This is a genomic window from Sphingomonas sp. Mn802worker (genome assembly GCF_000382485.1).
In the GTDB taxonomy this organism is placed as follows: domain Bacteria; phylum Pseudomonadota; class Alphaproteobacteria; order Sphingomonadales; family Sphingomonadaceae; genus Sphingomonas.
In genome coordinates this window covers 1-13225 of the sequence record NZ_AORY01000017.1, presented here as the reverse complement: position 1 = coordinate 13225, position 13225 = coordinate 1, and the positions used below count along the sequence as shown (strand labels likewise).

Below are 13225 nucleotides of genomic sequence, written 5' to 3'. Positions count from 1 at the left end.
GCGCATCAGGCATAGCCGGGCGGATGACCGTTACGCGTTTCTCCACCCGCTTGCTGCTCCGCCTCTCGCCCATGGCGCTGCTGTGGATGGCGGCGTGCGTCGCGCCGCCGCGCGCACCAACGCCGGTCGACGTGCCGCGGCCGGCAGCTGCGCCGACCGTCGCGCCGCCTCCCCCCGCCCCGGTCGACTGGCAGGACTGGCCGCGAACGCCTGGCACCTGGAGCTACGGGCGCGACGCGCGCGGCAGCCGCGCGCTGTTCGGAACGCCGGGACAGGATGCGCTGGCGGTGCTGCGCTGCGATCTGGGTGAGCGGCGCATCTTCCTGTCGCGCAGCGGCACCGCCACGTCGTCCTTTGCGATCCGTACCACCGCGCTGACCCGCAGCGTGACAGCACGATCAACCGGCGGCACGCCGCCCTATGTCGCGGCCGCGTTCGCGCCGAACGATCCGCTGCTCGACGCAGTCGCGTTCAGCCGCGGGCGTTTCGTCATCGAGCAGGCGGGCATGCCCGCGCTGGTGCTGCCGCCCTATGCCGAGATCGGCCGTGTGATCGAGGATTGCCGCGGCTGATCGCACGCTCGTGGCAGCGCCGTGGCCGAGGATGCTCGGTCATGTCGGGCGATAATACAAGCCTTGTATATCGTCGCCGATGAGGACACATTGCAGATGCGATCAACGCAGGTCGCACGTGTCTTCAACCAGCGAAAGGAGGTGATCCGATGTCTCATGGTTCAGCAGTGGGTTCGGTTCAGTTCGCTCGGGGGATCCGCTTCTAAGATCTGTCGACGGACCGGAGGGTTTGCCCCTCGACAACGGTTCGGCGATGCGTCGATGAGGCGTTCATGGTCTCCCGGGCTGGAGCTCTCCGGCCGCTGACCATGTCTAGGGGCTGTCGGGTCCGTCGAGAGACGGTCCGGCAGCCTCTTCTCATTTACGGGTCGGTGAGATCACGCGGACACCCGTGCCACGCGTTGCGGAAGGTTACGAGCGTCACACCCTACATGCGCGCGCTCATGCGCCGACGCGTGCGCGGATTATAGCGTTAGCAAAGACGCACGCGGCGTAGGGCCAACCATCGTTGCAGGACAGTGCCGAGCAAGCGCCGCCGCCAACGCGCCCGCCTCAATCCCGCTGCGGCATCCGCAGATACGGCAGCAGGTGCGCGCAATAATCGGCCTTGCCGAGTTCCACGCCCTGCGCGCGCAGGATCGCATAGGCCGCCACGACGTGGAAGTAGAATTGCGGCAGCGCCCAGTCGCGCGCGTAAACGGTCGCGGTCACATCCAGCACCATGCCGTTCGGCAGTGCGTGCGCGAGTGCGGCATCGCCATCGAGCACGAAGCCGTCCCGCCCCGCCGCCTCGACGACCGCCAGCGTCTCGCCGATCCGCGCCCGCGCGTCGGCGAGCGTACCCGGCTTGTCACCGCCATTTCGCGCCTCGTCGAGCAGCGCCTGCAGCTCGGGCGAAAAGTCGCGGCCCTGCAGGCGGAACACCGCCTCCTGCGCCTGCCGGCACGCGAAACGCAGCTGCGTCGACAGCGGAAACATGTCGGGGGCGAGCCGCGCGCTCAACAGCGTATCCGCCTCATCGCCGCGCGCGGCCTCGGCCTTGTCGAGCCACTTGGCCATCGTACCCAGCATCTGGGTGTAGGTCGGCAGCAGCAGGTCGGCCAGGTTCATGCAGTCGCTCGCTTGGATGATGGAACGATTGTCCTCATCCGCCGCGCCCGACCGGTCGTCAAGCGGATGCTGGTCGCGGCACTCCTGCCACCGCGACCAGCGCCTCACAGGCGTCACGCCGGCTGTAGCAACCCCTCGCGCGCGATCTTCTCGCGCCAGACCAGCGGGGCGAGCTGGTGGACGTTCTGCCCCTCGGCATCGACCGCGACCGTGACGGGAAAGTCGCTGACCTCGAACTCGTAGATCGCTTCCATGCCGAGGTCCTCGAACCCGACGACCTTCGATCCCTTGATCGCACGCGCGACCAGATAGGCGGCACCGCCGACCGCCATTAGATAGGCCGACTTCGCCTCGCGGATCGCCTCGGTCGCCGCCGGCCCGCGCTCGGCCTTGCCGACCATCGCGAGCAGGCCCTGGTCGAGCATCATGCGCGTGAACTTGTCCATCCGCGTAGCGGTCGTCGGACCCGCCGGCCCCACCACTTCCTCGCCAACCGGATCGACCGGCCCGACGTAGTAGATCACGCGGCCCCTGAAGCTGACCGGCAGTTCCTCGCCGCGCGCCAGCATGTCGGCGATGCGCTTGTGCGCGGCGTCACGCCCGGTGAGCATCTTGCCGTTCAAGAGCAGGCGGTCGCCGTGCTTCCACTGCGCGACCACCTCAGGCGTCAGCGTGTCGAGGTCGACGCGGATCGCCGCGCTATCGGGCTTCCAGTCGACCTTGGGCCATTCGTCGAGCTTGGGCGCTTCCAGATACGCCGGCCCGCTGCCGTCGAGCGTGAAGTGCGCGTGGCGGGTCGCGGCGCAATTCGGGATCATCGCGACCGGCTTTCCCGCCGCGTGGCACGGCGCGTCCATGATCTTGACGTCGAGGATCGTCGACAGCCCGCCAAGGCCTTGCGCGCCGATGCCGAGTGCGTTGACCTTGTCGAATATCTCGATGCGCAATGCCTCGATATCGTTGCGCGGACCGCGCGCCTTCAGCGGCCCCATGTCGATCGGCTCCATCAGCGCCTGCTTGGCGAGCAGCACGCAATGCTCCGCCGTGCCACCGATGCCGATGCCCAGCATGCCCGGCGGGCACCAGCCGGCCCCCATCTGCGGCAACATCTCGATCACCCAGTCGACGATCGAATCGCTTGGGTTCATCATCTTGAACTTGGACTTGTTCTCGCTGCCGCCGCCCTTGGCCGCGACATCGACCGACACCGTGTTGCCGGGCACCATGTCGACGTGGAGCACGCACGGCGTGTTGTCGCGTGTGTTACGACGGGTGAACGCGGGGTCGGCGAGCACGGAGGCGCGCAGCTTATTCTCCGGGTGCAGGTAGGCGCGGCGCACGCCCTCGTCGACCACGTCCTGCAACGAGCGGGTTGTGTTGTCGAGCCGGCAGTCCATCCCCCATTTGACGAACACGTTGACGATGCCGGTATCCTGGCAGATCGGGCGATGTCCTTCCGCGCACATTCGGCTGTTGGTCAGGATCTGCGCGATTGCATCCTTCGCCGCCGGGCTGACCTCCGCCTCATAGGCATCGCCCAATGCGCGGATGTAATCCATCGGGTGGTAATAACTGATGAACTGGAGCGCATCGGCCACGCTCTCGATCAAATCGGCTTCGCGGATCGTCGTCATGGCCGATCCCTGTAAGACGGCCATGTTGTACTCGCAATGGTGCGCCGCGACATGATGCCAACGCCGGACTCCGCCGGTTAGCGCCGCGTTAAGCATGCGCGTCAAGCTTCGACAAAGCCCCGTCAGGCTATCTGACCCTTTATGGGAAGAGCAGGTCGGTCAGAGCACGAGGCAACGGACATCACGCGGGAGCCCGATGTCCCGCGTCCTGCGATCCTCGCGAGCCTCGGTCTGGTCGCATCCGACGAAGAACGCGTCGGTGACCATCGTGACGTCGCGCTCGCCGAGGTGGCGGAGCTGTGGCCCGTCGCAGGTGTCGCGATGGTGGCCACGCCGCTGGCGTTGATCGCGGCCGCACTTGCCGTCGGCTCGGGCGGGCTCGCCGCGACCCTCGCGCTCGTCGGCATCCCCGCGCTGATCGCCGCGCCCGGCGTATTCGTCCTGCTCCGCTTCGTTGTCGCGCAGCAGCTTGGCGCTCACCAGCGCACGTTGCTGCTCGCCGCGGTCGCTGCGGCGGCCGCGCTGTCGCTGTTCTCGCTTGCCGCGGTCGCGGGCGAGTTCGTCGCGCCCGACCTGCGCATCGCCGCGATCGTCGCATTGTTCGGCACCATCATCATTACCGCGGTGGTGATCCAACCCGTCGCCGCCGCCACGCTCGGCTTCGCGGCGGCCCTTGCCTGCGCCACGATCGTCCAGCATGGCTTGTCCTGGGCGAGCGGGACCGCGGTGATCCTCGCCGCGCTGCTGGCGTACGGCGTCGTCGGGCGCAGCCGTGCGCGGCTCGCCGAACTCGCCTGCGAAGAGGAAGCCGCGGGTACCGAGTTGCTCGCCAGCCGGCTCGTCAATGAATTCGAGAGCCATGGCTCGGGCTGGTTCTGGCAGACTGATCGCGGCGGTCGCCTGACCTATCTGAGCGACAAGGTCGCGCGCGAAGTGTCCGCGTTCGGGATCAAGGCGAAGGGCGAGACGCTGACCCGCGTCTTCCGCGTCGATACCGCGCTGGCCGAGACAGAGCGGACGCTGACGTTCCACCTGTCGAGCCGCACGTCGTTCTCCGACTATTCGGTGCGCCCCGCGCCTGAAGAAGCGCCCGAGCGCTGGTGGTCGATTTCGGGCCGCCCGCTGCTCGATCAGTTCGGCCGGTTCCAGGGCTTCATCGGCTCGGGCTCCGACCTGACCGAGAAGCGCCGCGCCGAGGCGGAGATCACGCGCCTTGCGCTGTTCGACAGCCTGACCGGGCTCGCCAATCGCCAGCGGATGCGCCTGTCGCTTGAGCAGATGCTGTCGCCGCAGCAGCGGACGCAAGGCTCGAACACGCTGTTCCTGCTCGACCTCGACCGGTTCAAGGCCGTCAACGACACGCTCGGCCACCAGGTCGGCGACGAACTGCTCAAACAGGTCGCGGGGCGCTTGCAGAAGACGGTCGGCGATGCCGGCATGGTCGGCCGGCTGGGTGGCGACGAATTCAAGGTGATCCTGCCGCGCGAGGGCAATCGCGAGCGGCTGGCGGCGCTCGCCGACGCGATCATCGCCGCGCTATCACGCCCTTATTACATCGACGGCGCAACGATCTCGATCGGCTGTTCGATCGGCGTCGCGATCGCGCCCGAGCATGGCGACGATCCCGAGGCGCTGGTTCGCAACGCCGACCTGGCGCTCTACGCCGCCAAGGGCGACGGGCGCGGCGTGCATCGTTTCTACCGCGACGAATTGCTGGAGGGTGCGCAATATCGCCGCCAGCTCGAGGACGACCTGCGGCAGGCGTTGAAGCAGAACCAGCTCCACCTCGCCTATCAGGCAGTGGTGTCGACCAAGGACGAGCGCATCGTCGGCTACGAGGCGTTGCTGCGCTGGAGCCACCCGACGCGCGGCTTCGTGAGCCCGGCCGAGTTCATTCCGGTCGCCGAGGAATGCGGGATGATCGAGGCGATCGGCGAGTGGGTGATGCGCACCGCCTGCGCCGAGGCCGCGACCTGGCCCAACCATGTCCGCGTTGCGGTGAACGTGTCGCCGATCCAGTTCGCCAACCCGGCGCTGCCAAGCCTCGTCACGAGCGCACTCGCCACCTCGGGACTCCCGCCGCATCGGCTGGAACTGGAGATAACCGAGGGCGTGTTCCTGAACGAGGACGCCTCGTCCGAGCGGATGTTTGCGGCGTTGAAGCGGATCGGCGTGCGGCTGGCGCTCGACGATTTCGGCACCGGCTATTCCTCGCTCGGCTATCTAAAAAAGGCGCCGTTCGACAAGATCAAGGTCGACCAGAGCTTCGTGCGCGGCGCGATCAACGAAAGCAACCGCAACGCCGCGATCATCAAGGCGATCGTGACGCTCGCCGACACGCTGGGGATGGAGACGACCGCCGAAGGTGTCGAGCAGCAGGACGAGATCGCGCTGATCCGCGAATTGGGGTGCAGCCACATTCAGGGCTATGTCTACGGCAAGCCCGCCCCGGCCGAGGCAGTGCATGCGCAACTCGGCCAACCCGAGGGCAAGGCGATCGCGGTCGGTTTCAAGACCAGCCGCGCGCAACGCCACAAGGTACTGCGCGCCGCGCGCGCGACGATGGCGGGGGAGACCGCGGAGGTCCGCATCCGCGACGTGTCCACCGGCGGCGTGCTGATCGACGGGGTCGACCTGCCGCCCGAGGCGGTCGGGTTCGAGATGACGATCGAGCTGGTCGACGGCCAGTTCGTCCCCGCAACGATCCGCTGGATCGACGACGGCCGCGCCGGACTGCAATTCACCTACCCGATCGACATCGACCAGCTGATCCAGTCGACCCAGCGCCGCGCCGCCTGATCGCGGCGTGGTTGCTGCGGGCCGTCGCAGCGTGTTCTGACACCAGCTGCTTCCTCGCGCATATCGGGGCAGCGTACTCGGGCACGCCGTTCGCGCACATCGCCTCGCGCTCACCTTCCAAAATCAAGCCGCATTTATTTTTTTCGACCGTCTTTCCACTTGCACTTGCTGGAAGCGGCCTAGGTCCATGCGTCGCGCCCCTTCGAGCCGTCGTTGCGGAGTGGGAAACGAAAACAGCGACACTCGTTTCAGCCTTGCTCAACACAAGTTGTGGGGGCAGAACCGACGCGAAGACACTGCCTGTGGTATTTGACGATCCGTTGCTCGCCGACCTGTCAACTCGGCGTCGTGCCCGCGTGGGCAGCATGGATCGGCAAAGTCGTGGGCAGCTTAGCGTTACACTGGATCGCGCCCTGTGGCGTGATCAGCAGATGAATTGATCAAAAGGGAACGGCAGGATGAACTTCGGGGATGCCGGCGGCGAGTCGATGATGGATTTGATGGAGCGTGTGGTGAAGCCCGAGGCCGATGCGCCCAACCCCGCGTCCGAGCGCGGCGCGCCCGGCATGTCGGCAGCGTCCGAGCGTGCGCCGACCAAGAAGGCGGCATCGCGCGATTTCAAGGTGAAGACCGATGCCTCACGCGACGCGCTGCTGACCGACTTCGGCAAGGAAACGCTCAACGACCGCTACCTGCTGCCGGGCGAAACCTATCAGGACCTGTTCGTCCGCGTCGCCTGCGCCTATGCCGATGACGAGGCGCATGCGCAGCGCATCTACGATTACATCTCGCAATTGTGGTTCATGCCGGCGACTCCCGTGCTGTCGAACGGCGGCACCGGGCGCGGCCTGCCGATCTCCTGCTACCTGAACTCGGTTCCCGACAGCCTGAACGGCATCGTCGACACTTGGAACGAGAACGTCTGGCTGGCTTCGCGCGGCGGCGGCATCGGCACCTATTGGGGCAACGTGCGCGGCATCGGCGAGCCGGTCGGGCTGAACGGCAAGACCAGCGGTATCATCCCGTTCGTGCGCGTGATGGACTCGCTGACGCTCGCGATCAGCCAGGGTAGCTTACGCCGCGGCTCGGCCGCCTGCTACCTCGATGTCAGCCACCCGGAGATCGAGGAATTTCTTGAGATCCGCAAACCCTCGGGCGACTTCAACCGCAAGGCGCTGAACCTGCACCACGGCGTGCTGATCCCCGACGCCTTCATGGAGGCGGTACGCGACGGCGCCGAGTGGGAGCTGAAGAGCCCCAAGGACGGCGCGGTCCGTGGCAAGGTGGACGCGCGCGCCTTGTTCCAGAAACTGGTCGAGACCCGCCTCGCGACCGGCGAGCCGTACATCGTCTTCGCCGACCACGTGAACTCGAACATGCCCAAGCATCACCGCGATCTTGGCCTCAAGGTGTCGACCTCGAACCTGTGCAGCGAGATCACGCTGCCGACCGGGCGCGACCATCTCGGCAATGACCGCACCGCGGTCTGCTGCCTGTCGTCATTGAACCTCGAGACATGGGACCAGTGGAAGGATGACAAGACGTTCGTCGAGGACGTGATGCGCTTCCTCGACAACGTGCTGCAGGATTACATTGATCGTCACGAACCCGGCATGGAGCGCGCCGCCTATTCCGCCGCGCGCGAGCGGTCGGTCGGCCTCGGCGTCATGGGCTTCCACTCGTTCCTCCAGGCACGCGGCCTGCCGTTCGAGGGCGCGATGGCGAAGTCGTGGAACCTCAAGATCTTCCGCCACATCCATACCCAGGTCAGCCAGGCGTCGATGCAGCTGGCGGTCGAGCGCGGGCCCTGCCCCGATGCCGCCGACATGGGCGTGATGGAGCGATTCAGCTGCAAGATGGCGATCGCGCCGACCGCGTCGATCTCGATCATCTGCGGCGGCACCAGCGCGTGCATCGAGCCGATCCCGGCGAACATCTACACGCACAAGACGCTGTCGGGCAGCTTCTCGGTCAAGAACCCATATCTGAAGAAGCTGCTGGCCGAGAAGTCGAAGGACTCCGAGGCGGTGTGGAGCTCGATCCTCGAACACGGCGGTTCGGTCCAGCACCTCGACTTCCTGGGGCAGGACGAGAAGGATTGCTACAAGACCAGCTTCGAGATCGACCAGCGCTGGCTGCTCGAACTCGCCGGCGACCGCACGCCGTACATCGACCAGGCGCAGTCGCTGAACCTGTTCATCCCGGCGGATGTCGAGAAATGGGACCTGCTGATGCTCCACTTCCGCGCGTGGGAACTGGGGATCAAGTCGCTCTACTATCTGCGCTCGAAATCGGTGCAGCGCGCGGGCTTCGCCGGCGGTGTCGAGAACGACAACACCATTGAAAAGCCGAAGTACGAGTTCGGCGAAACGACCGACTATGACGAGTGCCTCGCCTGTCAGTAAGCGCGCCGCTCGTCCGAGCATGTTGAGTGGCTGACCCCGGTTGCGCGAGCGCCGGAGTCTTCTGTGTCACGCCTAGCCGACGGACCGGCCCACCCGGTCTGCCGATGCCCGCTCATCGCCGCGCCCGCATGCTTGGCGAAGCGGCGGTTCCACATCCGCGCTAGCGGCACATGAGCGATCACGCATGCTGATGATCGTGCCGATAACAACCGGTACAGGCGTCGTCAGCGTGTAATCGTCCGCAGCTGCGTACAAGCGAGCAAGGTATGGAGGAATGGACTGGCGCTCTCGCAGCCATTTGCCGCAACCGTATGACGACCAAGTCAGTTCGTGTTGCCACAAACAATCGGACTGATCGCGCCGCTTTCGCCCAAGGGTGAATGGCTGCGGTATTTCGATCTATTGCATTGCGGTCGACGGCGGCGTGTTTGCGCGGATGGCTGATAGGACCATGCGCAAAATACACGAACGTGCCCGGGCGAGCGGATCGCCCGGGCGTTCGAAAGCTTAGGAAAGGCCGACGCGCAACGATGCGTTGGGATTGTTCGTGCCGTTGGGGAAGAACCCACCACCGGTACGGTTCGCCCCGGTCGCGTTCAGGTACACGATGTTGTGCACCTGCTGGCTGTTGCGGCTGTAGGCTAGTCCGTTGACGTTTGCGGGCACCAGGTTGGCGGTGTTGCCCGATCCGACCAGACCCTGGTCGTCGTCAGATCCGATACCGCGCACGTCGTCGTTGGACGGCGTACCATCAAGCAGGTCGCGTGCATCGGAAATCTTGGTCGTTGCGGTGATGAGCGAGCTCGTCGACATGCCCTTGGCATATAGAACGGTGCGCACGATGCCCGCGTGATAGGCCTCGGCTGCAAGGATGCCGGCAGCCGCCTCGAGATAGGTTTTGTTCGACAACAGCGGCGCCGCACCCTTGTACGCGGTAACGCCCACGTCCTCGAAGATGAACGCGCCGAGCAGGAAGTTTTCCGGCGAGGAATATGGATTGAACGTGTCGCTCGATCCGATCACGCCGGCCGCGCGTGCCGCGGCAGTGAAGGCACCGCTCGCGCCGCCGTCGATGTTGATGTTGGGCATCGCCACTGCCGCCGACCCGAGCGCGGTGCGCAGGAATGCGACGTGCGCCGCTTCGTCCGCCGCGATCTCGCGCGCATAGGCGCCGACGACCGGATCGCCCGAGAAGTCGACCTTGGCGCCGCCAGTGACTGTGCCGCCAGCCGTGCCCGAGCCGCTCGCGGTCTGTGTTGCCGCCAGGCCGGTGCCGTTGACGGCAAACGAGTAGAATTGCGCCTCGAGATATTCGAGGTTCAACGCAAGGTTGAGGATGTCGTTGTCGGTAACGGCCGTCGGAGTCGGGGTTGGCGACGGCGAGGGGGTGGACGGCGGCGGATAGTTCTTATCCTCGTCGCAGGCGGACAGCAGCGACGCGCCGCCGAGCAGCACGACACCGCCGCCTGCGGCTTTCAGGAACCCGCGTCGGGCCGCGCGGCGCTTGTCGGCGGCGGCCAGGATCTCGATGGCTTTATAGGGATCAATCATGTGAACGTTCCTTGATAGCGTCTGTGGACATCGGTTCGAGGCAGCACCGCTCAGGTGGTCGACTTGATGTTTCCGTTGACGCCATTGGGGAAGAAACCGCCCATCGTGGCGGTGCCGGCATTCAGGTAAACGATATTGAGCACCTGACCGGTCGTGCGGCTGTAGGCGAGGCCGTTGCTGTTGAGCGGGGCCAGGTTGGCAGTCAGCGTGGTGCCGCTGCCCGAAGGGGCGATGCCCTGATCGTCGTCGGGACCGATGCCGCGGACGGCGTCGAGCGTCGGATTGCCGTCGAGCGTGTCGCGCGCGTTCGAGATCTTCTCGGTCGCGTCGACCAGCGCGGAGATACCCTTGCTGTAGAGCGTCGTGCGGACAATCGCGGCGTGATACGCCTCGACCGCCAGGATGCCCGCTGCGGCTTCGAGGAAGATCTTGCTGCTCAGCAGCGGTGCCGCACCCTTGTAGGCGGTGACGCCGACATCCTCGAAGATGAACGCGCCGAGCAGGAAGTTGTTGGGCGACGAATAGGGATTGAACGTGTCACTCGACCCGACCACGCCCGCCGCGCGCGCCGCCGCGGTAAAGGCGCCGCTCGCGCTGCCATCGATATTGATGTTCGGCATCGCCACTGCGTTTGAGCCGAGTGCGGTGCGCAGAAACGCGACATGCGCCTGCTCATCGGCGGCGATCTCACGCGCATAGGCACCGACCAGCGGATCACCCGAGAAATCGACCTTCGCGCCACCAGTCACGGTGCCACCCGCGGTCGTGCCGGCGCCGTTTGCGGTCAGGTTGGCGGGAAGGCCGCTGCCGTTGACAGCGTAGAGGTAAAATTGCGCCTCGAGATATTCGAGGTTGAGCGCAAAGTTCAGCACGTCATTGTCGTTGAGGCTGGTCTGCGCCAGCGCCGGATCGGCGAAGGCGAACGCACCGCCGACCGCCGCCGCACCGATCGCGGCGGTAAAGAACGCACGCCGGTCGGACCGGCGTTTCACCCGTCCGTCGAAACTCTCGATTATCCGATCATGCGTGACCTGTTCGTCGTGCATCGTCACTCGGCACCTCCCAACCCACAGCCGGCGTCACAAACGCCTTCCTTCATGCGGGTGAAAGGAGGTACGAGACCAATCAGGAACAGGATGCACACACGGCCATGAAAAAGTGACGGTCGATCAAACACAGGCAACGGCGCGCCGCACGGCCCTGATCACCGCGCTTGCGGCGAGCGGCGCAGGTGACCGGCAGGCGTTCCGGCAGGTCTATGACATGACCGCCACGAAGCTTTTCGGCATCTGCCTTCGTATCTGCGGCGAACGACAGGCGGCCGAGGACGTGTTGCAGGAAGTCTATCTCGTGATCTGGAGACGTGCCTCGGCTTACGATGCCACGCGCGGCAGCCCGGTCACGTGGCTGTGTGTGATTGCGCGCAACCGCGCGCTCGATTGGCGGCGATCGCGACGCCCTGACCATGATACTGTCGGATCGGACAACGATCACGCCGCGAGCAGCATCGTCGACCCGGCCACGCACGCCGACGACGCGATCGTCGTTGCCGAAGAGAGCCGTCGGCTGCGCGATTGTATCGATCTGCTGGACGACCGGCCTCGCCTTGCGATTCGGTCGGCCTTCATCAATGGCCTGACCTATGCCGAGATCGCCGCTCGCGACGCGGTTCCGTTGCCGACGATGAAGAGCCTGATCCGGCGCGCCCTGATCCGCCTGCGTGAATGTCTGCGCGATGACGACTGAGGACCACGTCACCGCCGCCGAGTTCGCGATCGGCCTGCTGGAGGGCGCGGAGCACGCCCACGCCGCGGATCGCGCAACGTTCGATCCCGCCTTCGCGCAGGAAGTTGACTGGTGGCAGCGGCATCTGACCCCGCTCTACGCGCAGGAGGAGGATGTCCCACCACCTGCCGGCTTGCGCGAGCGGATCGAGGCGAGGCTGGTGGATGCGCCTGCACTGGCGCCGCGCTCGGCCTCCACACGGCGCGAGCGGCGCGGCGCTAGCAGGTGGCGCTTCGTCGGCATCGGAGGTGCGCTCGGCGCGCTCGCCGCGTCGGGCGTCGCCTGGCTGCTTCCTGTGCCGGCGGTTCCGACGCCACCGCCTGCCCCGGTTGCGATCGCGCCGCATCTGCTGGTCGCCGCGCTTGCGCCGACGGCAGACTCGCCCAAGAAGGCGATTGTCGCACTGCTTGATCGCGACACCGCAGCGCTGCGTCTTTCCGACGCGATCGAGGTACCGTCCGGCCGCGCGGCGCAACTTTGGCGCATTCCGGCCGATGGAAAGCCTGTGTCGCTGGGTGTTGTTGGGCTGGATGCCGGACGCGCGCTTCCCGTGACGAGGTCGCACTTGCCGCATTCCGGTGACCAGCTCGCGATCTCGGTGGAACCGGCAGGCGGATCGCCGACTGGCCAGCCGACCGGCCCGGTAATCCTCGCCGGGCTGCTCTCGGACGTATGACCGTCTCCTGATGTTCCGTCGTACCTCCTCCGCTGGCGGCTGGGCGTTTCAAGCCGGCGCGCCGCATCGCAGCCGTCACAATATGCTGCGTGGCCTTCGTGGAAGTGTTTGCCGGCAGCCTTCCTGATGGAGCGCTTCATCCGCTCGGCCTGAAAATGGTTCGGCTTGGTGAGCAGGTGCTAGCCGTGATCTAGCTCGTGCAGCAGATTCCCTGCTGCTGCGGGCAATGATGCAGCACCGACGCTACGACCGCCGCCACGAACGACGACGCCGTCCTTGAGGTGGTGTATCAGGTTGTATGGTTGGTTGCTGGGACTGGATTTGACCACTGCAGAACGCAGTTCCGCTTAACTACCCAATTAGCAGATCTCGATGAAGATGGTTCGGTACCGTATGTCAAATGGCGGAACCGTCGTTTCTTGAGCAGATGCGTCTCGCACCGGCGCTCTGATTGTCATTTCGCCGCAAGACAGTTGCGCGCCTTACGTCCAGCCGGCCGAGCGTGCTGCCGTTATTCCGAATGTCATGGCGAGCGCCAATCCTCCCGCGTAGCCAGAGCCGTAGGCGCCGGCAGCATCTGCACCAGCAGCGAACAGCCCGGCGACGCGCGACCCGTCACGCCGCAGCACATGCGCGCCGGTGTCGATCGTCAGCCCGCCGAACGTGAAGGTAATCGCAGGGTGCACGATCAGC

General features: G+C 65.8%; 10 protein-coding genes. 5 read left to right on the top strand and 5 right to left on the bottom strand.

The genetic code is table 11. The features are described from left to right. Nucleotides 1-23: 23 nt before the first annotated feature. Nucleotides 24-572, top strand: a complete 549-nt coding sequence (locus SMN802W_RS0114985; RefSeq protein ID WP_019517736.1) for a hypothetical protein — start codon at nt 24-26, stop codon at nt 570-572. A gap of 552 nt (nt 573-1124) precedes the next feature. Here the strand turns inward: SMN802W_RS0114985 and SMN802W_RS0114980 are convergent. Continuing rightward, the gene (locus tag SMN802W_RS0114980) at nt 1125-1682 is read right to left on the bottom strand and encodes a DUF1993 domain-containing protein (protein WP_026326183.1); all 558 of its coding nucleotides are present in this window, start codon (nt 1680-1682) and stop codon (nt 1125-1127) included. A 113-nt stretch (nt 1683-1795) separates the two neighbouring features. Further along, nucleotides 1796-3316, bottom strand: coding sequence for a fumarate hydratase (locus SMN802W_RS0114975; protein WP_019517734.1), 1521 nt, complete (start codon nt 3314-3316; stop codon nt 1796-1798). A gap of 141 nt (nt 3317-3457) precedes the next feature. On the opposite strand from SMN802W_RS0114975, the gene SMN802W_RS17315 reads away from it, so the two are divergent. Together SMN802W_RS17315 and SMN802W_RS0114965 are read left to right on the top strand one after the other, a co-directional pair. Beyond that, nucleotides 3458-6115, top strand: coding sequence for an EAL domain-containing protein (locus SMN802W_RS17315; protein WP_019517733.1), 2658 nt, complete (start codon nt 3458-3460; stop codon nt 6113-6115). Between the two features lie 458 nt (nt 6116-6573). Continuing rightward, nucleotides 6574-8520, top strand: coding sequence for a ribonucleoside-diphosphate reductase subunit alpha (locus SMN802W_RS0114965; protein ID WP_019517732.1), 1947 nt, complete (start codon nt 6574-6576; stop codon nt 8518-8520). 507 nt (nt 8521-9027) lie between these two features. Here SMN802W_RS0114965 and SMN802W_RS0114960 read toward each other — a convergent pair. Then, nucleotides 9028-10071, bottom strand: coding sequence for a ferritin-like domain-containing protein (locus SMN802W_RS0114960; protein WP_019517731.1), 1044 nt, complete (start codon nt 10069-10071; stop codon nt 9028-9030). Between the two features lie 50 nt (nt 10072-10121). Next, on the bottom strand, nt 10122-11117 hold the full coding sequence (locus SMN802W_RS0114955) for a ferritin-like domain-containing protein (protein WP_026326182.1): 996 nt from the start codon (nt 11115-11117) through the stop codon (nt 10122-10124). 112 nt (nt 11118-11229) lie between these two features. Between SMN802W_RS0114955 and SMN802W_RS0114950 the strand changes: the two genes are divergently transcribed. Together SMN802W_RS0114950 and SMN802W_RS0114945 are read left to right on the top strand one after the other, a co-directional pair. Continuing rightward, nucleotides 11230-11817, top strand: coding sequence for a sigma-70 family RNA polymerase sigma factor (locus SMN802W_RS0114950; protein WP_019517729.1), 588 nt, complete (start codon nt 11230-11232; stop codon nt 11815-11817). Then, nucleotides 11807-12532, top strand: coding sequence for an anti-sigma factor (locus SMN802W_RS0114945; protein WP_019517728.1), 726 nt, complete (start codon nt 11807-11809; stop codon nt 12530-12532). The genes SMN802W_RS0114950 and SMN802W_RS0114945 overlap by 11 nt, the downstream gene beginning before the upstream one ends. Before the next feature lie 482 nt (nt 12533-13014). On the opposite strand, the gene SMN802W_RS17310 is transcribed toward SMN802W_RS0114945, so the two are convergent. Then, a partial coding sequence (locus SMN802W_RS17310) for an FAD-binding protein (protein ID WP_019517727.1) occupies nt 13015-13225 on the bottom strand: 211 nt, incomplete at its 5' end.